The sequence below is a fragment of the Pantoea endophytica genome (genome assembly GCF_002858935.1).
GTDB lineage: Bacteria > Pseudomonadota > Gammaproteobacteria > Enterobacterales > Enterobacteriaceae > Pantoea > Pantoea leporis.
This window is the reverse complement of sequence record NZ_PJRT01000005.1, coordinates 74074-94623: the sequence shown is the minus strand read 5'-3', so window position 1 is coordinate 94623 and position 20550 is coordinate 74074. Positions and strand designations below refer to the sequence as shown.

Below are 20550 nucleotides of genomic sequence, written 5' to 3'. Positions count from 1 at the left end.
GTACTGACAGCAAAAACAAGGTAAAACCGATGCAGACATCGCAACTTCAACGCACAGGATTGATGGTCCTGCTTGCCGGGCAGCTGCTGCCCATGATTGATTTTTCTATCGTTAACGTAGCGTTAGACGCGATGGCCCACACGCTGCAGGCCACGGCGATTGAGCTGGCGCTGATCGTCGCGGTCTACGGCATTGCCTTTGCCATCTGCCTGGCGATGGGCGGACGGCTCGGGGATAACTACGGCCGCCGTCGCGTGTTCCTTGCCGGAGTAGGGATCTTCGGTATTGCATCTTTATTATGCGGCATCGCCAATAGCGTTGGCCTGTTGATGTTTGCCCGCGCGCTTCAAGGCGTGGGCGCGGCCTTTATCGTGCCGCAAATCCTCGCCACGCTGCACATCACGCTGAAGGGCAGAGCGCATGCGCGCGCCATCGGTTTGTACGGCGGCATTGGCGGGCTGGCCTTTATCATCGGTCAGGTGTTGGGCGGATTCCTCATCAAAGCGGATATCGGCGGCTACGGCTGGCGCAGCGTGTTCCTGATTAACCTGCCAATTTGCCTGTTTGTGCTGATCACCGCGCGCCGCTTTGTGCCGGAGACGCAAAACACGCAGCGCGTACCGGTGGATGTTAGCGGAACCTTGCTGCTGGCGGGCGCGATTGGTTGCCTGATGCTGGCACTGGCGCTCGGTCCGCTGCTGCATTGGTCGTGGCCGTGCATTTTGCTGCTGGTGCTGTTCCCGCTGTTTCTGCATCGTTTGCGCCAGAGTTCGCTGCGTTTGGAAGCGGCCAACGGCGCGCCGCTGCTGCCGCCTTCACTGCTGCGTCTGCCGAGCGTGCGTTTTGGCCTGACGTTAGCGGTGCTGTTCTTCTCCTGCTGGAGCGGCTTTATGTTTTCCGTCGCGCTGACGCTGCAGGCCGGTTTAGGGCTGACGGCGTTTCAATCCGGGAATGCGTTTATCGCGCTGGGCGTGGCCTATTTTATCGGGGCGATGCAATCCACGCGCATCGTCGAGCGTTTAGGTAAGCGCGGCGCCTTATTGATGGGCTGCGGTATTCAGATGGTTGGATTGGTGGCCCTTATCGCCACGCTGCAACTCGCCTGGCCGCAGGTCGGTATTTTCACCCTAATTCCCGCCACGGTGCTGATTGGCTTTGGTCAGTCGTTTATCGTCAGCACCTTCTACCGCATTGGCATGAGCGGCGTGCCGCATCATCAGGCGGGCGCGGGCAGCGCGGTGCTGTCGACGGTGCAGCAATCGGCGTTAGGTTTAGGCCCGATGCTGCTGGGCGGTGTATTCACGCAGATTTATACGCACGGCAATCATCTGGCGGCGATCACCGGTACGCTCGGCGTTGAGCTTGTAATGATGGCATTACTGGTGATCTTCACCAGCCTCAATCGCCGTACGTTTCAGCCGGTAACGGCAGAAGGGTAATTCTTATGCGGAGATTTTGGCAGGAGCGATGCAGCTTATTGTAAAACAACCGAAAATCCGCGAGTCGCGCTGAATTTACCTTTGGCTCAGCGGTCTTTTTTCCGGAACATATCGCCGCAGTTAACGGGCTGAACCGCGTGTTCAGCCCGTTTTTATGTGGTGCGGAAGCAAGGCGCTTGAATCAGGCACAGGAAAAACGGCAGGCTCACAACAGATGAAGAAGATGTTAACCGGGTTACTTTTAATGGTAACCACCACTGCCTTTGGTGCAGATGATTTCACTCTAAAGGATATTCACTTTGCTGGGCTTCAGCGCGTCGCACCCGGCGCGGCGTTGCTGCATATGCCGCTGCGTGTTGGCGATCGCGTCAATGATGATGATATTCGCAACAGCATCCGCGCGCTGTTCGCCACCGGCAATTTTGACGATGTGCAGGTGCTGCGTGACGGGGATGCGCTGCTTGTCAAAGTCAAAGAGCGCCCGGCGATTGCCAGCATCTCATTCTCTGGTAACAAAGCGATTAAAGAGGATCAGCTCAAGCAAAACCTTGATGCCTCGGGCGTGCGCGTGGGTGAAGCGCTGGACCGCACCACGCTATCGGATATGGAAAAAGGGCTGGAAGATTTCTACTTCAGCGCCGGGAAATATACCGCCAGCGTCAAAGCGGTCGTCACGCCGTTGCCGCGCAACCGTGTCGATCTGAAGTTCATTTTCACCGAAGGCGTGTCGGCGAAAATTCAGCAGATCAACATTGTCGGCAACCACGCTTTTTCCGCTGATGAACTGATCTCGCATTTCCAGCTGCGCGACGATGTGCCGTGGTGGAATTTGATCGCCGATCAGAAATACCAGAAACAGAAACTCTCAGGCGATTTAGAGACGCTACGCAGTTATTATCTCGATCGCGGTTACGCACGCTTTAACCTCGATTCCACACAAGTCAGTTTAACGCCGGATAAAAAGCATATTTACGTCACGATAAATATTCATGAAGGCGATGTTTATCATGTTAGCGGCGTAACGCTGAGCGGAAATATGGCCGGCTATTCCGCCGAAATTGAAAAACTGGCGCACATGCCGGCGGGCAGCTTATACAGCGGGGCAAAAATCAGCCAAAACGAAGAGGCGATTAAAAGCCTGCTCGGTCGTTACGGCTATGCGTTCCCGCAGGTGAATACGCAATCGGAAATAGACGACAGCGATAAAACCGTGCAGCTACACGTGAATGTCGATGCCGGGCGGCGCTTCTCAGTGCGACAGGTGCGTTTCTCGGGCAATGACACCTCGAAAGATGCGGTGCTGCGTCGTGAAATGCGCCAGATGGAAGGCGCGTGGCTGGCGAGCAATCAGGTGGAGCAGGGCAAGGCGCGCCTTAATCGTACCGGTTATTTCGAAAGCGTAGATGTTGATACGCAGCGCGTGCCGGGCAGCCCGGATCTGGTGGACGTGGTGTACAAAGTGAAGGAGCGCAATACCGGCACCTTCAACGTTGGACTGGGTTACGGCACCGACAGCGGCATCAGTTATCAGCTTGGTGTTAGCCAGGATAACTGGATGGGCACCGGCAATACTGTGAGTTTCAGCGGCACGAAAAACAGCTATCAAACCTATGTCGAAATCGCCGCTACCGATCCCTATTTCACCGTGGATGGCGTGAGTCTTGGCGGCAAACTGTTCTACAACGATTACAGCGCGGAAGATAACGATCTTTCCGAATACACACTGAAGAGCTTCGGCGCGAGTAGCACGTTAAGCTTCCCAATCGGCGAAAACAGCAGCGTGAACAGCGGGCTGGATTACGTCTATAACCGCGTCAGCAATATGGCGCCGCAGGTAGCAATGTGGCGCTATCTGGGTTCGCAGGGCATTCATCCAAAAGTCATCACCAGCAATGACGACGATGACGATGCCACCGTGGCGGACAAATTTACCGCCAACGATTTCTTCTGGAACATAGGCTGGAGTTACAACTCGCTGGATCGTGGCTTCTTCCCCACCTCGGGCGTGAGCGCCGGTTTCAACACCAAAGTGACCATTCCAGGTTCCACCAACAGTTATTACAAAAGCACGCTGACCGCCAACGGCTATTTGCCGCTGAGCAGCGACCATCGCTGGGTGCTAATGGGCCGTAGTAAGGCCGGTTACGCTGACGGTTTAGGCGGCAAAGAAGTGCCGTTCTACGATAATTTCTATGCCGGCGGTTCGAGTTCGGTACGCGGATTCTCCTCCAATACCATCGGGCCAAAAGCCGCCTATTACCGCTGCAGCGGCAGCGAAAGCAGTTACGGTGCTTGCCCGGTGGAGAAATCGGATGATGCGGTGGGCGGCAATGCGATGGCGGTGGTAAGCGCGGAGCTGATTGTCCCTACGCCGTTTATCAGCGAGCGCTATGCCGATGCGCTGCGCACTTCATTGTTTGTTGATGCCGGCACCGTGTGGGATACCGGCTGGCAGAATACCGCTGCCACTAAAGCGGCGGGGATTCCCGATTATGGCGATCCCAGCCAGATTCGCGTGTCGAGCGGCGTGGCCTTGCAATGGCAGTCACCGCTGGGTCCGCTGGTGTTTTCGTATGCGTTGCCGATTAAAAAATATGAGGGAGATAAGTCGGAGCAGTTCCAGTTTAATATCGGAAAAACCTGGTAAATGTATTTAATTCGTTAAAGGTTGAGAGGGGTTTTACATTATCTTTAAACGGTGAAGACGGAATAAAATAGCCAGCAGAGTACAATAGCCGTTGTGAAATGCTTAAGGAATGAGTGTTCGCCAATATCGTTGTTATGCATGTGATAAATTGTATTTCGCCACCCAGGTTTGGGTGGCTTTTTTATTTGTTAGGTAAGAACGTGCGTTTCAGTCGGAAAAGGCGGGCGTTGCGTAAAGACGGCGTGAATACATCCCTGTAGCCTCGGCCGCCGCATCCTTGCGGCGGACGCTTTACTCCACTGTCCACCTTTTCCTCCTTGATGGCGATTAATTGCGGTTTTCCAAATCGCACCATCAACAGCGATGTTCATCTCAACGGGTTGGCCTTTTCAGGCCTGAGCACCAACCTAGAGCGACTCAGCCAACCTCAGCCCCGTCTCGGCATCAAACAGATGAATTTTCTCGGGGTTGAAGCCCAGCATAATGCTCTCGCCGCTCACCGCCGTGTGGCGACCGGCAATCTGCATATGCAACGGCTGACCGTGCCATTCGAGATGCAACAATGTGGATTCGCCGGTGATCTCCACCACTCTCACCAACGCTGCGGCGTTGTTGCTAGCTTCCAGCAGATCGTGCGGGCGCACGCCGAGCGTCACGGCTGCGCCAGCACGTTCGCGCGCCGCCGCTTGCCAACGCGCGGGCAACGGCTGCCACAGATCCTGGCACTGCACGCCGGGCACGCCATCGCGGGCGATCAGCTGTGCCGGTAACAGGTTCATCGGCGGTGAGCCGATAAAGCGTGCGACAAAGGTATCCGCCGGACGGTCGTAAATCGCCAGCGGCGCGCCTTGCTGCACGATGCGGCCATCCTTCATCACCACAATTTGATCGGCCAGCGTCATCGCCTCAACCTGATCGTGCGTCACATAAACCATGGTGGTTTTGAAACGCTGATGCAGCGATTTGATCTCGGCGCGTAGCTCCATACGCAGCTGCGCATCGAGGTTCGACAGCGGCTCATCGAACAGGAACACTTTGGGATTTCGCACCATCGCGCGGCCCATCGCCACGCGTTGACGCTGTCCGCCTGACAGTGCACGCGGATAGCGTTGCAGCAGCTTATCGATGCCAAGAATTCCGGCGATACGCGCAATTTTAGTGTGCTGCTCCTCGCGCTTCACCTTCTTCACCTGCATGTGGAACGCCAGATTCTCCGCCACGGTTAAGTGCGGATAGAGCGCATAGCTCTGAAACACCATGGCGATATCGCGATCGGCTGGATCGCGGTCGTTGATTTGCACTTTATCCATCAGGATCGCGCCATCTGACAAGCTCTCCAACCCGGCCAGCAAGCGCAACAGCGTCGATTTTCCGCAGCCGGATGGGCCAACCAGCACGGTAAAACTGCCGTCAGGAATGGTGAGATCGAGCGGATGCAGCACCGACTGTTTTGCGTAGCGTTTGGCCACTTTTACGAGTTCAACACTGGCCATAATTTAAAACTCCTGGGAAAGTTGCAGTTGATGCCAGTCGGGGTAACGACGCGGCAAGGTGCTGATAGCCAGTGACGCCACCGAAATCCCCCATTGCAAAGCCGTGGTGAGATCTTGCTGATGCAGCAGGGCGGTGAGAAATCCGGCGTTGAAACTGTCGCCCGCGCCGATGGTATCCACCACCGTGACAGGACGTGCAGGCTGACTTACTGAGTTATCTGCCTGCCAGCAGCGCGCGCCATGCGGGCCACATTTCACCACGCAGCCGCCGCGTCCGCTCAGCTGTTGCGCCAGCATTTGCGCGCTGGCGGGCAAGTCGTCTGACGCCGCCAATCCCAGCGTTTCCACTTCATTGAGCAGCAGCCAGTCGCACAGCGGCAGCCAATGCGTGATCTGCTGACGCACTTCGTTTGTCCAGCCCTGCGGCGGCCAGCCGGTATCGACGGCGGTGACAAAGCCGCGCTGCTGTAGCTCGGCGAGCAGCGCCGGATAATCGTCATACAGATGCAGACACAAAAAGGTGCCGCACAGCAGCACGATATCGCCGTCAGATGCGGTAGCCGGCAGCTGATCCAGCACATCCTGCGCGGTGAGTTGCACGATATGGCCGAGATTACTCAGGAAAGAGCGTTCGTGATCCGAATGCGTCACGCCAACGGTAAGCGAGGTTTCGCAGCTGTAGCGCGTCCAGTGCGCAGCGCTGTGCGGAAAATGACTCGCCAGCCAGGCGCTCAGGCCATCATTGCCCTGATTGGCGACCGCGCGATGGCGCACCTGCATCGCTTCTAGCGCCAGCGCGCAGTTGCCCGCCGAGCCGCCAGGACGCAGTTCGCTGTGATTCAGCATCACTTCAGTACCGCGCTGCGGCCAGTTATCCAGCGTGCCCATGATCAAATCGACATTAATGTTGCCCACCACATACAGCGTGGCGGTGAGTTTCTGCTCCATCATCCTTTGCTCCCGCCACTGGCAAGGCCGCTAACCAGCGTCTTCTGCAGCCAGATGGCAATAAACAGCGGTGGCACCGACGCCAGAATGCCAACGGCAGCGATCAAGCCATCATCGGTGGCGCGTCCGGCGGTAAATCCGGCAATGGTGACCGGTAAGGTTTGTGCGGCGATATTGCTGATAAACAGCAGCGCATAGAAAAATTCGTCCCACGCCAGCAGCCAGCCAAACAGTGCGGCGGCCCCCAACACCGGCTTCGCCAGCGGCAGCGTAATGCGTAACAGCACTTGCCAGACGCGCAGGCCGTCGAGCCGCGCCGCCTGCTCAATATCCTGCGGCAGCGTATCGAACTGGTTTTTCAGCATCCAGGTAAGGAACGGCAGAATCAGCGAGCAGTAAACAATGATCAATCCGGGCCGCGTGTTGAGCAGATCGAACTGCTGCAACAGGAAGTAGAGCGGCAACACGAATGCCACCGGCGGCACCATATAGATGGCAAGTGAGGCAAACAGCCAGCCGTCGCGCCCGCGGTAGCGCGAGAAGCTGAACGCTGCCGGAATGGCCAGCAGTAAGCAGATGATTGTCGCGCCGGTGGCGACTAAAAGGCTGTTGCCGAGTGCATGCAGAAACAGTACGCCCGGCTGGCCCGGCTCCAGCGACAGCAGCTTGCCGTAGCGGGTGAAATCCCACTGGCGCGGCAGCCACTCCAGCGGTACGCGGGTGAGATCGCTGGCGGCGCTGACGCTCATCAAAAACAGCCAACCCATCGGCGCTAACACCGAGAACGCCACCAGCAGCGCGGCGGCGTATTTACCGACATGGCGCAATTTAACCTTCATGAGCGCTTCCTTTGCGGCGCTGCCGCCACAGTAACAACATGTAAAGCGTGATCAGCACCGCGCACAGCAAGGTCATCAACATCGCGTAGGCCGCGCCGCTGCCAGCACGCAAGTAGCTAAACGACTCCTGATACACGTAAAAACTCAGGGTTTTGGTGCTATCGACCGGACCGCCGCGCGTCATTACGTAGATGATGTCGAAAATTTTGAAGGCGTCGATGGTGCGCAGCACCAGCGCCACGCTGAGCGGGCCAACAATCGCCGGGAAGGTGATGGCACGAAAACGCCGCCAGGCCGATGCGCCATCCAGCCGTGCGGCTTCGAACAGATCGTCGGGGATCGATTGCAGCGCCGCCAGCACCAGTAAGGTCACCAGCGGATAGTTTTTCCAGATATCGGCGAACATCACCGCGTTGAGCGCCGAATCCGGCGAACCCAGCCAGCTGCGATAGCCATCAATGATCCCTAACTGCGTCAGCAGGGCGTTGATGCTGCCGTAATCCGGGTTGAAATTCAGACGCCACATCATGGCGTTAACGATGGTCGGCAGCGCCCACGGCAAAATCACCAGCACGCGCAGCACGTTGCGACCGGCGAATTTCTGGTTCAGCAACAGCGCCACCAGCACGCCGATCACGCCTTCAATCGCCACCGACACCACGGTGAAATAGAGCGTGCGCCACAGCGAACTGCGGAAATCCGCATCGGTGATGGCGAACAGATAATTTTCAAAGCCAATCCAGCCCGGCGCTTCACCGCTGCCGATCAGGGCGGCATCGGTGAAACTCAGCCAGATGGTGCGTAACAGCGGCCATGCGGTGAGCAATAGCATCACCAACAACATGGGTGCCAGCAGCACCCATGCCTGCCGTTGTTCGCGTTGACGCAAACTCAGCATTGTTGCCCCTTAGCGCAGACGCGCCGCACTCTTATCTACCGCTTGCAGCGCGGCATCTGGCGTTGCGCTGCCCACCAGCACCTGCTGCAACTGCTGCTGCAGCGTGTTGGAGAGACGCGAATAGTCAGCCGTTTCCGGACGCGACAGCATCACGTTAAGCGACTTATCCGCCGCCGCGATCAGGCTTTCCTGGTTTTTCAGCACCGCCGGATCCTGATACGAGCTTTTCCAGATCGGCAGACTCAGCGTGGCGTATTGGTTCTGTACCGGCTGTGAAGTCATGTAGCGGATGTATTGCCATGCCTGATCCGCATGCGTGCTGCCTTTAGTGATGCCAAGGCCCATCGAACCATTAACGGCACCGAATTTGCCCGGCGCATCGCCTGGCGCGGGAACGATGCCCACCTGGCCGGCGACCTTACTTTGTTTAGGATCGTTGGCCATGTTGTACATGTAGGTCCAGTTGAGCGCGAAAGCCGCATCGCCATTGGAGAAGGCTTTACGCACATCCTCTTCCAGATATTCGCGTGAAGCCGGATTGCTCAAGCCTTCATCCAGCGAGCTTTTCATCAGCTTCACCGCTTGCAGCGAGGCCGGGGAGGAGAAATCGAGTTTGTCGTTGTTATAGAACTTGCCGCCGAAACCTGATACCAGCGTGGTGTAATCGCACACCAGCGCTTCCGCCTGCGACCAGCTCCACACCAGCGGATATTTCACGATGTTTTTCTGCTTGATGATGCGCGCGTCATCCATCACCTGCTGCCAGGTTTGCGGCGGCGTGGTGATACCGGCTTTTTCCAGCATCGCTTTGTTGTAATAGAGATATTTGGTATCCAGGATCCACGGCATGCCGAGGGTTTTGCCTTTGAACTCAACGGTGTTCATTGCGCCGGGGAAAATCTGCCCTTTTTCATCAGCGCTGATGCGGCTGCTGACGTCCTGCAACAGATCGAACTTAGTGAATTCTGCCGGCCAGATGGCATCGAACAGCACCACATCGTAGCCGTTACCGCCCGCGCCACGCGCCGCAACAATTTTGTCATGCAGCGCTTCATACGGCACAAACTCAAGATTAACCTGCACGTCTGGGTGCGTTTTCTGAAACGCCTGCGTCATGGCGCGGATATCATTTTCGCTATACGCCGCCTGCGTCATAAACAATGCATTCAATGTGGTTGCCGCTGCCGCGCTGCCTACGCTGGCTAACAGAACTGCTGCAAAACAACCTTTTATGACTGGGTTGAATCGGATTTTCATGGTGTTTTCCGCCTTGATGCAAAAAGAGGGTGTTTTATTAAATCAATTTGATGGATTTAATAACGCGCACAGGTTGTCAGGTTGCTGCGGCTGACATCGGTTAGCTAAAGCAATTGACATGCCAGGGCATAAATCTCGTTTGCCGCTGGACATTACTTTGCACAGATTTTCGCCGCTGTCAGGTAAACAGATTGTAAAATGTGTGGCCGATCATAGATATTCATGTGGTTTTAAAAAGGAGGACAGTTGTGAAAAGTGCCGATCAGCTTTTTGCCGAATGCATTGTTTAGGTGCAGTTGCGTTGGGGCTTGCTGCATGAAAGCGCATCTCTTAACGGCGAAATGCCGTTATCAGTAGCTGGTTAGGATGAGATTTTCGGCTGATAATACAGCCAAAAGCGGACGTCAAAATGATGACGGCCTAGTTAGTTCTGTCACATCAAACATAACACCGCATCTTGAACCTAAGCACCATGTGCTGCTGGCGTTCCCTGGTGAAAAACCAGAGTCCACGTTCCTTCCTCCGAACTTAAAGCAACCTGAGCTTTTCCAGAAGCATTCTGCTTATCCTCAAGTGATCCTACCGTATGCTCTCTTCTAACATAATAGTGCTTCACTGAATCGCTGCAGCCCCTTTGCGCGATTGGAAATTAGAGACAGCTTTAGACGAAAGAGGATATTCGCAATTTATCGATAAAGGATGCAGACTTGTAAAACGTTCGCGCATTTATGGTGTAGAAATAAAGCATTCTTTTTATATAGTTGGCTGATGGACTTTCAAAACTCAGTAGGTAATCACATGATCTTAAGTGTCAATCACGTTGGTTTTTCAGTTAAAAATATTGAAGACTCATTATTATTCTGGACTCAGATTCTTGGCGGTAAATTATTACGTGAAGGAAAAATGTCTGGGCCTATAATCGATGAGGTTACAGGTGCAAGGGGAGCTGATGTACGGATGGCTTTGCTTGAACTGGCTGATATCCAAATTGAATTACTCCAATACAATAACATTGAGCAGCCAGAAGAACCTTCAGCGCCCTATATCCCAGGCTACGCTCACCTTGCTTTTATGGTTGAGGATCTTGATACGCTCTTAGGCAAAGTATCGGACTACGGTTGGAAGACGCCGGGTAAACCTCAAACAGTGTCGTCAGGACCCATGCAGGGTACCAGAGTAATATATTTACAAAGTCCAGATGGTCAGACGCTTGAATTGATGGAACGCAGCCAATGAGACCCACATATTATTAGCTGTTATCCTTTAATTAAAACCGTGATGTTTGCAAAGCCCTCTTAGTGAAAAGAGCGGACGACGCCAGGCCAATTTCTGTTTTTAGCGAAAAGCGTACATTAACGCTGCCCTTATAAATAATAAGGGCAGCGTTAAATCACAGCGAATTAATTAACGTGTATAGATCAGTTGTGTAGCGGTAATGTGCCAAGCACGATGGCGCCTGACAGCATGCACAATACTGTTCCCACCGCCCATTTAAGGCTTGCGCGCTGATTCAGCCCGTAATCCAGATTAAGAATGCCGACAAGAAGGTAAGTTGACGCAACAAGCGGGCTGAGCAGATGAACAGGTTGTCCAATCAGTGAAGCAACGGCCATCTGCATAGGCGAGATTCCGTAGCTTGTCGCTGTCTGCGCAAGAATGGGTAAAACGCCAAAATAGAACGCATCGTTTGTCATGAAGAAGGTGAACGGCATGCTGATCAGCGCCGTGAGGATGCCGAGCCAGGGGCCGGCTGAGGCTGGCAGTGAATTTACAAGACTGTTAGACATGGCATCTACCATACCTGTTCCGGACAGGATGCCGGTAAAAATTCCTGCTGCAAAAATGAGAGAAACAATGGCAAGCGCGTTCTCTGCATGTTTGGCAAGGAGCTCCTTCTGATGCTTCAGGTTAGGGAAATTCACTAGCATCGCCACTGCAAAGGCGATCATAAACAGTGTTGCCATAGGAAGCATGCCCAGAATTAACATAACCAGTAGGGCAATGGTCAGCGCTGAATTAAAGAGATAACGATAATTAGTTACAGATGTAAGCTGCCCGGTCTCTTCACTCAGATCGATTTTAATCACCCCAAGCCGGCGACGTTCGCGCAGTACAAAAATAACGGCAACCAGCACTACCCAGGCAAGGCCACAGATCATAATGGGCAGAAGCAGCATAAAGAGCTCTCCAACGTCTACCTTCATGGCGCTGGCAGCGCGCGCTGTTGGTCCTCCCCACGGGAGCATGTTCATTACGCCGATTGAAAGCAGCAGTACGGTGGCCATGTACTGAAGCTTTATTCCCAGCCGACGATACAGTGGAAGAAGTGCTGCCGTACAGATGAGATAGGTGGTGGCACCATCGCCGTCGAGCGCCACGCTGATACCAAGGATAGCAGTGCCGATCATCACTTTAAGCGGATCGCCTTTTACAATACGAACAATGAGACGGATAAAAGGATCAAAAAGCCCGGCCTCCCGATAGGTTCAGGATCATGGATGTAGTCACCATCAGCTACACTAAGGGCATCAAAATAGGTATCTCTGTTCTGGAACTGTGTGAATCTTCCGCACATAGGTTGTTCCTCCTTATGGAAGGATAGCTCGTTTAGCGCTGTTTCAATGACGAGGAGATATGTGCTGACACCATATGTTTCGATTCGGTTTTTTGGTGGACTGACATGAAATATACGCATTGAATAAAACTACCGGCAGCATAGGCAAAGCTTTGGGATTATAGGTAATGGCTTGGTCTGATAACTATAAACCCGGCTTACATTAGGCGCTTTGTAAGGGATCTCTTCTCTGCTTCACTATGTGAAGCAATTGCCGGATTTGTTCTTTGATTGGCTTCACGCTATCTCTCATCGCCGGCGCAATATCTCATCAAAATTCATACGCTAACTTCCAAGACATGACGCGCCTTCCTATGGCGCGACATTAACCCTCTGGAGGTCGTATGGAAAATTCAACCCGTCAGTATGGCGGTGAGTACGTGGCGACAAAAACCAATAATCCGCCAAAGCGTACTGCCAAAATCATGATGGCAGCCGGGATTGGTCATTTTATCGAGTGGTTCGATTTTGGCTTATACGGCACCCTGGCGGCGATTATTGCCAGCAACTTCTTTGTCAGTTCTGACCCTGCTACCGCACTTCTGAAATCTTTTGCTGTATTTGGATCCGGCTTTTTAATGCGTCCGCTGGGCGGCTTCTTTTTCGGTTCCATGGGCGATCGTCTGGGACGACGCAAAGTGTTGGTGACGGTAATTGTCATCACCTCAATATCTACATTTGTGATGGGCATTCTGCCGACCTGGCATCAGGTGGGAATTGTCGCACCGGTGCTGTTGGTGATGACTCGATTAGTACAAGGATTCGCCGCAGGTGGTGAGAGTTCCGGCGTAATTACCTATCTGGCAGAAAGCGCTGAGCCGCATCGTCGCGCCACGCTTACCTGCTGGAGTGAGAACTTCAGTTTCATGGCGTTTGTTTGCGGCTCTGGACTGGTGCTGCTGTTGACCTATTGGTTGGGTGAGACGGCAATGAATGACTGGGGATGGCGCATTCCTTTCCTGCTCGCAGCACCGCTCGGATTGGGTGGGTTATATATGCGCCGCAACATGGAAGATTCGGCTGAATTTCACAAGTTAAAAGCCACCGGCAAAATCGAAAAATCGCCACTGCGCACTGCCTTGAAAACCTCATTGTCGGCGTTGCTGTTTTGTACCGGTTTCGTCGTGATCAAAGCGGTCAGCAGCTGGGTGCTGCAATCCTTTATGCCCGGCTATTTGTCTACGCATCTGCACTACAGCCGTACTGATTCTTATCTCATCACCACGCTGGGCTTACTGAGCGTCGCTATTTGCATGCCAATCACGGGCTACTTGTCTGATAGATGGGGACGACGGCCGCTGATGCTGGTGGCATGCGCTGGTTTCATCCTGTTGACCTATCCCGCCATGCTGCTAATGACACAGGGATCGGTGGGCAGCTCTATCGCGGCAATGAGTGTATTGGGTGTGTGTGTTGCGTTGTTTAACGGTGGCTGTGGCGCAGCAATGGTCGAACTGTTCCCCACAGCGATTCGCTATGGCGGCATCGCGATGTCCTACAACCTGACTGTGGCGGTGTTTGGCGGTGTAACACCCCTGGCATCCGCCAGCCTGATCTCCTTAACGGGAGATCCGCTGTCACCCGCCTGGTACGTGATGATCACCGCACTAATTTCATTCATTGCAGTGTGGTTTGCAAAAGAAACTGCCGGAAAAGTGTTGGATTAATGGAAACTGGAGCCTTTATGCACATAACGAAAGTGGAGTGTTTCCCACTCAAAATCACCCCGGAACATGCCTACCTCGGCGGTAAGCCGGACGGAACCGGTCCGGATTATTACTATCGTCCAGAATACCGCTGCGTCTACTCACGCAAGATGGAAACCTGCCTGGTGAAAATTACCAGTAGCGAAGGGCATGTAGGATGGGGAGAAGCCCTGGCGCCGGTGGTGCCTCAGGTGATCGCAGAACTGATTAAGCAGCTGTTCGCGCCATTGTTGATAGGGGAATCGCCATTCTCTGGCGGCGTGCTCAACTCAAGGATGTATGACTCCATGCGCGATCGTGGACATACCGGTGGTTATCATATCGACGCTATTGCAGGTGTGGATATCGCATTGTGGGATCTCAAGGGAAAAATTCTTGGTCTTCCGGTCCATCAACTACTCGGCGGTGCCTTTCGCGATGTGATCCCTTGCTATGTCTCGGGTTTACCTGAGCCTGATATTGAAAGCCGCAGCCGCCTCGCCAGGCAATGGCAGGAGAAAGGCTTTAATGCCGTTAAGTTAGCTCTGGGCTACGGCGTGCGAGAAGACATTAAAAATATTCGAGCCATTCGTGAAACGCTCGGCGATGAGGCGCAAGTCTTCATTGATGCGCACTGGAATTACGGTGTGGCAGACGCTACTGATTTAGCAGCGCAACTGCACGCGCTGGGCGTCGGCTTTCTCGAAGCACCACTGCTGCCAGAAGATATCGCCGGCCATCGCGAATTACGTGCCAAAAGTGCGGTCAGCATTGCGTTAGGTGAAACCGAGCGCACGCGTTATCAATTCAAAGCGGTGATTGAGCAGCGCGCTGCAGATATCCTTCAGCCCGATGTCGGCAGAACCGGCATTAGCGAGCTGATGCATATCGCGTCGCTGGCCGAAACATGGAATTTACGTGTGGCACCGCATTTAAGCGTGGGTCTAGGTCCTTGCATCGCCGCATCGATCCATGTTGCCGCCGCCATACCCAACCTGTTTATGCTCGAATATCAGCCGCCAGTTTTTGCCATCGCTAATCAACTGCTCAAGCAGCCACTGATTTGCGAACGCGGTGAGTATCACCTGCCGCAGGGCGCAGGGTTAGGCATTGAAATTGATGAAGATCGCGTGCGCGACGTGATGATGGAGGCTGCATGTTAAAAGGTAACATACCCATTCTCGCCACGGCATTTGATGAGCAGGGCCAGCTGGATTTGGCATCCATTGAACGTCTGGTGAAATTTCTGCTGCAACAAGGCATTGATGGTCTTGCATTGTTTGGCAATGCTTCCGAAGGCTACGCCTTAACGCAGGATGAAAAGCAGATCCTGTTCTTTTGCGTCAAAAGGCTGATGGGGGATTTACCGCTGGTGGCTGCTGCTGGCGGTGCTTCATCCGCTGTTGCCATTGAAGAGATCAACCGGGTGCATCGCTGGGGAGCTCAGGTGGCGATGGTCAATCCGCCTTCGGTGGTTAAGCCCGGTCCGGAGGAGATCTATCACTTCTGGCGAGACATATGTCAGGCCTGCGAAATCGATATCATGATCCAGGACGCACCTCTGATGACGGGCGTTAACATTCCCGTTTCGACGCTGGTGCGTTTGTGTCAGGACTTTCCCGCCATCAGGTATATCAAAGTGGAACAACCGCCGACGACGTTGAAAATCACTGCGTTAAAACAGGCGCTTGGAGATAGCGTAGGCCTGTTTGGCGGCTTGAACGCAGGTTTCCTCTTTGAGGAGTTATGCCGTGGTGTAACGGGCACCATGCCTGCTTGCGAATTCCCGGACGTGATTAATGCCATCCTGGCGGCATGGCAGCAAGATCGTCAGGAAGCGCAAGCGCTGTTTTATCGCTATCTACCTTTCCTGCGCTATGGAGTGCAACCGGGGATCGGGGTAGCCATACATAAAACAGTGCTGCATCAGGCAGGGATTTTTGCCAGCGATTATGTACGTGAGCCGGCGAAAAGTCTGGATGACGCCACGCGTCGGGAATTGAAAGAGATCACGGATTTCCTGCCTCTCGCCGTGTTAGGAGGACGTCCATGAACTATATCGCGGTGGATTGGGGTACCAGCAACTTTCGCGCCCTCAGCGTGCGCGATGGCGTAGTGATTAAATCTGTGCAAGACAGCTGCGGCGTCGGCAAGTGCCAGCGCTCAGCGTTGCCTGAGATTTTAAAGCAGCAGCTGCATCGGCTAGAGGATGCTTACGATGAACAAATACCCGTGCTGCTCTGCGGCATGATTGGCAGCAATATCGGTATTGCTGACGCCGGTTACCTCAATATGCCACTTAGTTTTTCGCAACTACTGGGTAAAGGCCTGGAACTGCCGGGTATCCTGCCAAATCCGCTGACCATACGGCCCGGTATTTGCGATAAACGAGTGAATGAGATCTGCCGTGGTGAAGAGATGCAACTGGCGGGTGCGCTCACGCTTTCTGATGCCTCCACATTCGCCGCCGTCGGCACCCACAGCAAATGGCTGTGGGTTGAACGCTCGCAGCAGCAGGTCACTGAGATGCAGACCTTGATGACTGGCGAACTTTATCATTTGTTACTCAATCAATCCGTGGTGGGTAAAGGGTTGCCGGAGCAAGTTCACTCACCGGCCGCTTTTCAGGCGGGTGTCGAAACCGCGCTATCAGTGGTGCATGATAAAGTTGAACTGGTGACGGAACTGTTTCGCTGCCGGGGCCGTTATATTCTTGGTGCTTTGGCTGAGGAACAGGCCGCTTCCTGGCTTTCCGGATTGCTCATTGGATACGAAGTTGCATGCGGACACCCTGGCGGCAATAAAACGGTATGCTTTATTGGTAGTGAAATGCTTTTGCCACATTACCAGTTGGCATGTGAGGTTTTGCATCGTCGTTATGAACTCTTAGCTGCTGAAGACGCAATCATTGCCGGATTAAATGGGGTATTTAGTTATGGTGGATAATCAGCAAATCATCGCTATCCTCCGCGGGATAACGCCAGAAGACGCAGTGCCGCATATTGCCTGCCTGGTTGAGCAGGGCATTCATCGTATAGAAATCACTACCAATTCACCTAACTGGGAAATCAGCCTGCGACAAGTCCGCCATCGCTTTGGGAATGATATCCAGCTTGGCGTGGGAACTGTCACCACAGAAGATCAGGTGCAGCGCAGTTTTGCAGCCGCTGCGGATTTTATTCTGACTCCTAATTTAAACCCGGCTGTGATTGCGCAGGCTAAACTATATGGACTTGTAGTGTACGCGGGGGTGTTTTCGCCGAGTGAAATATTCACTGCTATCGATCTGGGAGTGGATGTGATGAAAGTTTTTCCGGCCTGTTCGCTACCGAAAAATTACCCTCAACTGGTGAAAGGTCCACTCTCTCAGCCCGTAAGCTTTTCAGCCGTGGGCGGGGTAGGGGTGGAGAATGCAGCTGAGTTCCTGCGTTATTACGACAGTGTGGGACTGGGTTCTACGCTATATAAAACCGGGCAGCTCGTGTCTGAGACAGCTGCTCGTTGCGAGTTACTGCTGCAGCATCGGCAGTGATTCTCCGCTAATTTTCTTCGCTGCCGACGTAAGGTACAAACGTAAGCTCTCAATATCCATTTTTTCACTGCTGATATTCGATAGTGCGATCGCTGCCTGCATGCCGGGAATATTACATGCCAGACGGTAATCTCCCGCACCAAAATTTTTGGCAAACACCTGATGCCGACGCGACTCGTCAATATCATTTCTCAGCAGTTGATAATCGTGGATACCAATCTGGCTGATAATCTCTTCGTCGCTCATCGCTGATAGAAGCTTAATGCCGATCACCGAATCATGGACCGGATAGGACTCATAATTGCCTATGGCACGCGCAATACTCTTTCCGCCGCGGGTATGAATCAAATAGACCACCTTATTTCCACTTAGAACACCGATCACGATGGAGATGGCGTGATTCCCGCTCTCTTCAAGTAAGTCCATTACCGCATTGTAAAATGCTGAATTGTGAATCGCGTGAGCCGACAAGCGGTGGATACCGATACCTAAACTGTATTTGCGGTTGGCATCGCGCTGTACCATATCCAATGTCAGCAAGGTCTGTATCAATCGCGTAACCTTAGCTGAATCCAGTCCAAGCTCCCGTCCCATTTCACGAATTCCATGCGGACGAGTCGCTGTCGCAAGTAAGTTCAGGCAGCGGAAAGCATCGTATACTGTGCTATTCATAGATGGCCTCATTGATAACTATGGTTTGAAAATGATAAATCCTATTGTTTCAGCGTGATATGAATTCAGAAAGAGATTGTGATGCACGTAAGAAGAAAGCATTAAGAGGGATAACCAGCTTAACAACCCCGGCTCATCAATATTAGTTAGAACCGCATAGCAAATGGTGAATAATGCTCCATTCGAAAGCCCGCTACATGCCATAAAATGACACTGATCAAAAATAATAATTTAACTGGCATGTGACGTATTAATCCACTTGTTATTTTTTGAGCTATGCCATAAAACCGAATAGGAGGGCAGCCCCTCTTAAATTAGAAGGATAAATATCATGGGTCTTAAACCTGGTCCAAAACCAATAGCTAAATCGACAGGAAAGCCTGATCAGCGTCGGCGTGACAACAAAGATACTCCCGGAAATACTCCAGGATTAAAACCTAGTAAATCCACTGGGAAATAATAATATGGGAGGGTGATAAAGGTTAACTCCCTCCTATTCCCTAATTAATGGACACTCGCATCTTAAATCCTCCCACTTATAAATCGCTGTCCCCTAGGCACATCACTCACTCTTTTCAAAAAATCTCCAATCGAAGCCTCAATAACTGGCACACTAAGCGCCTCAGCATCAACAACCATCCGTAGCCCATGCCCATAAGCGAACCCCGGCAGAAATTGATAACTACAACATACATCCTGCTGTTCATCTTGTCCTATTTCCTGCTCACGCTTCTCAACAAACTGCCAAAATGTCAGCCCACCAAAAATCGCATAAGCCTGTTTTTCTCGGTGTAGAAAGGTACGGCTAACGATTTTGCCTTTGCTATTCACATTGGGAGTTGTTTCATATCGCGCCTCTTCTTCTTGTTCCTGCTGACTGAGCATCGCCCAGGTTTCATTGAATGCGCGATCATGTACCGCATCTTGAAATGCCAACTTAGCTGTAATGATTTCAGCGTTCCAGAGATCGGCGGGATCGCGGCCGACAAAATAGATATCACTCCATGCCCAAGTATGGTCAGGGTTATCTTTGTAGTATTGAATATCGCAATCATCATAGAACAACCCGCCACAACGCTGACGTTCACGATAGATACGGTTTTTAAGCTCGATGACTTTTTTACGACGCTGACGACGAGAAAGGGAAATGAAGGGGCGGTGTTTGTTGAAAGGCGACATGGAAACTCCTTAACCGGTAACGCTAATGCGGCTGGAAGCAGTCCAGCCGCATAGGCTAGCAAAAGGCGAGGTTGAGGAACAGTCGTCACGGAAAGAAAATTTAACTGTGCACCACCACGGTAATCCCTTCATCCGCATGCAGTTAGACAAAGTATCGGCTGCGCATAGGTCGCTGCAACCTCGGGAAATCCGCTATGAGCGAACAGCGGACATAATTAGCTACCTTAAACTTTATATTCCGTTGATTTTATTTTGACATTATTATGAAAATTATTTTGTCATACATGGAGTTAGACTAATGAGTATCTACGTAAGAACAGCTCAACTCTCTGATATCGAGGGTATGTTCGACGTCAGAACATCGGTAATGGAGAATCACCTGAGTCGTGAAGAGATGCGGCAGATGGGTATTACCGAAGGCGTCGTAGGCGATATGATTGAAAAAAGTCTTTGCGCATGGGTTGCGACTGAAAATAACAAAATTATTGGCTTCTCCATGATTTTGCCGGATGAAGGCTGTCTATTTGCAGCCTTTGTTCTGCCTGAATATGAAGGCAAAGGAATAGGTCGCAGGCTTGTTAGGCTAGCTGAGCAGGAGTTATTCCAACATCATGAGATTGCCTGGTTGGAAACCGATAAAAATAGTCGAGCGGCGAAATTTTATATGCAGCTCGGTTGGGGTAATGAAACAGATCTCAATGGCACTGACATCAAATTAGAGAAATCTCGTGGCGTTTAATTCACAGCAATTTTAATCGATGCCCGCTTCTGGCACAAAGCGGACATGCTCGCGTGGCAAGGTCTACTATGAGCGAGAAGCAGACCTATCGGCTCTCAATGTAGGCTGCAATATCACGTTGCAGCTTTCTTGAAGAGAGTTTTAACATGCAAAAATTCCTCAAGTCTCTTTTTGCCATGTTGTCACCAAAAGATTCAATCATCGTCATACTGTGCTCTTGTTTCCCGGAAATAGCTTGCGGATGTAATAATCCAAGACCATAAAGGTAGCATCCGCAGAAGCATTTCTTTTCCCATATCTGTAATTGCATAAACCACCCGGGGCAACTTTTCCTCATAATCATAGCGAGATATAAGCCCGTCCCGCTCCAGATGTCGCAGTGTTCGCGTCAGCATTCTTTGAGTGACACTCGTAAGGTAGCGGCGTAACTCTCCGTAACGAAGAGGTCCGTTAGTACCAAGAATATGCAGCACGCCTAGCGACCAGCGATTACCTGCATGAGCCAGGATCTCACGTTTTAGGCCCTCATCATCGTTGCTTAATTCCTCACAAAATTCCCTGGAAAATTGCAACAGTGCTTCCCGCTCAGACTCCATATCACCTCCGGT

18 protein-coding genes are annotated in these 20550 nt (G+C 52.5%); 9 read left to right on the top strand and 9 right to left on the bottom strand.

Annotated elements, in window-relative coordinates:
- Positions 1-29: 29 nt before the first annotated feature.
- Entirely contained in the window at positions 30-1439 is a 1410-nt protein-coding gene (locus PZBJ_RS02900) for an MFS transporter (protein ID WP_101761105.1), read from the top strand.
- 214 nt (positions 1440-1653) lie between these two features.
- Complete coding sequence (gene bamA, locus PZBJ_RS02895; protein ID WP_101761104.1) at positions 1654-4086, top strand: outer membrane protein assembly factor BamA; 2433 nt, start codon at positions 1654-1656, stop codon at positions 4084-4086.
- A gap of 407 nt (positions 4087-4493) precedes the next feature.
- Here bamA and PZBJ_RS02890 read toward each other — a convergent pair whose 3' ends face one another.
- Genes PZBJ_RS02890 through PZBJ_RS02870 form a run of 5 tightly spaced genes read right to left on the bottom strand, consistent with a single transcriptional unit; the run spans position 4494 to position 9521 of the window.
- Complete coding sequence (locus PZBJ_RS02890) at positions 4494-5579, bottom strand: ABC transporter ATP-binding protein (RefSeq protein ID WP_101761103.1); 1086 nt, start codon at positions 5577-5579, stop codon at positions 4494-4496.
- A gap of 3 nt (positions 5580-5582) precedes the next feature.
- Positions 5583-6527 (bottom strand): carbohydrate kinase family protein, encoded by a 945-nt coding sequence (locus PZBJ_RS02885; protein WP_101761764.1) that lies wholly within the window; start codon positions 6525-6527, stop codon positions 5583-5585.
- Positions 6527-7366, bottom strand: coding sequence for a carbohydrate ABC transporter permease (locus tag PZBJ_RS02880; RefSeq protein ID WP_101761102.1), 840 nt, complete (start codon positions 7364-7366; stop codon positions 6527-6529). Before PZBJ_RS02880 ends, PZBJ_RS02885 begins: the two co-directional genes overlap by 1 nt.
- Positions 7356-8264: a carbohydrate ABC transporter permease gene (locus tag PZBJ_RS02875; protein ID WP_064739811.1), complete on the bottom strand. Its 909-nt coding sequence runs from the start codon at positions 8262-8264 to the stop codon at positions 7356-7358. The genes PZBJ_RS02880 and PZBJ_RS02875 overlap by 11 nt, the downstream gene beginning before the upstream one ends.
- 9 nt (positions 8265-8273) lie before the next feature.
- Complete coding sequence (locus PZBJ_RS02870) at positions 8274-9521, bottom strand: extracellular solute-binding protein (protein WP_101761101.1); 1248 nt, start codon at positions 9519-9521, stop codon at positions 8274-8276.
- A 798-nt stretch (positions 9522-10319) separates the two neighbouring features.
- On the opposite strand from PZBJ_RS02870, the gene PZBJ_RS02865 reads away from it, so the two are divergent.
- Positions 10320-10757 (top strand): VOC family protein, encoded by a 438-nt coding sequence (locus PZBJ_RS02865; protein WP_101761763.1) that lies wholly within the window; start codon positions 10320-10322, stop codon positions 10755-10757.
- 182 nt (positions 10758-10939) lie between these two features.
- Here PZBJ_RS02865 and PZBJ_RS02860 read toward each other — a convergent pair whose 3' ends face one another.
- Positions 10940-11956, bottom strand: a complete 1017-nt coding sequence (locus PZBJ_RS02860) for a CitMHS family transporter (RefSeq protein ID WP_240632888.1) — start codon at positions 11954-11956, stop codon at positions 10940-10942.
- A 604-nt stretch (positions 11957-12560) separates the two neighbouring features.
- Between PZBJ_RS02860 and PZBJ_RS02850 the strand changes: the two genes are divergently transcribed.
- The 5 genes from PZBJ_RS02850 to PZBJ_RS02830 are packed head-to-tail and all read left to right on the top strand — an operon-like array spanning position 12561 to position 17352.
- A complete protein-coding gene (locus tag PZBJ_RS02850) occupies positions 12561-13802 on the top strand; it encodes an MFS transporter (RefSeq protein ID WP_206098200.1) in 1242 nt (413 codons plus the stop codon).
- Positions 13803-13819: 17 nt separating this feature from the next.
- Complete coding sequence (locus PZBJ_RS02845; protein ID WP_101761099.1) at positions 13820-14983, top strand: mandelate racemase/muconate lactonizing enzyme family protein; 1164 nt, start codon at positions 13820-13822, stop codon at positions 14981-14983.
- Positions 14977-15873 carry a dihydrodipicolinate synthase family protein gene (locus PZBJ_RS02840; protein WP_101761098.1) on the top strand — a complete coding sequence of 299 codons (897 nt, stop codon included), beginning with the start codon at positions 14977-14979 and terminating at the stop codon, positions 15871-15873. Before PZBJ_RS02845 ends, PZBJ_RS02840 begins: the two co-directional genes overlap by 7 nt.
- Entirely contained in the window at positions 15870-16766 is an 897-nt protein-coding gene (locus tag PZBJ_RS02835) for a 2-dehydro-3-deoxygalactonokinase (RefSeq protein WP_101761097.1), read from the top strand. The genes PZBJ_RS02840 and PZBJ_RS02835 overlap by 4 nt, the downstream gene beginning before the upstream one ends.
- Positions 16756-17352, top strand: coding sequence for a beta/alpha barrel domain-containing protein (locus PZBJ_RS02830; protein ID WP_101761096.1), 597 nt, complete (start codon positions 16756-16758; stop codon positions 17350-17352). Before PZBJ_RS02835 ends, PZBJ_RS02830 begins: the two co-directional genes overlap by 11 nt.
- On the opposite strand, the gene PZBJ_RS02825 is transcribed toward PZBJ_RS02830, so the two are convergent.
- Positions 17329-18024 carry a helix-turn-helix domain-containing protein gene (locus PZBJ_RS02825; RefSeq protein ID WP_101761095.1) on the bottom strand — a complete coding sequence of 232 codons (696 nt, stop codon included), beginning with the start codon at positions 18022-18024 and terminating at the stop codon, positions 17329-17331. The genes PZBJ_RS02830 and PZBJ_RS02825 overlap by 24 nt on opposite strands.
- A 522-nt stretch (positions 18025-18546) precedes the next feature.
- Positions 18547-19203, bottom strand: coding sequence for a hypothetical protein (locus PZBJ_RS02820; protein WP_101761094.1), 657 nt, complete (start codon positions 19201-19203; stop codon positions 18547-18549).
- 298 nt (positions 19204-19501) lie between these two features.
- Here PZBJ_RS02820 and PZBJ_RS02810 point away from each other — a divergent pair, with 298 nt between their 5' ends.
- Positions 19502-19942, top strand: coding sequence for a GNAT family N-acetyltransferase (locus PZBJ_RS02810; protein WP_101761092.1), 441 nt, complete (start codon positions 19502-19504; stop codon positions 19940-19942).
- A gap of 194 nt (positions 19943-20136) precedes the next feature.
- On the opposite strand, the gene PZBJ_RS02805 is transcribed toward PZBJ_RS02810, so the two are convergent.
- Positions 20137-20538: a winged helix-turn-helix transcriptional regulator gene (locus PZBJ_RS02805; protein ID WP_101761091.1), complete on the bottom strand. Its 402-nt coding sequence runs from the start codon at positions 20536-20538 to the stop codon at positions 20137-20139.
- Between the last annotated feature and the right edge of the window lie 12 nt (positions 20539-20550).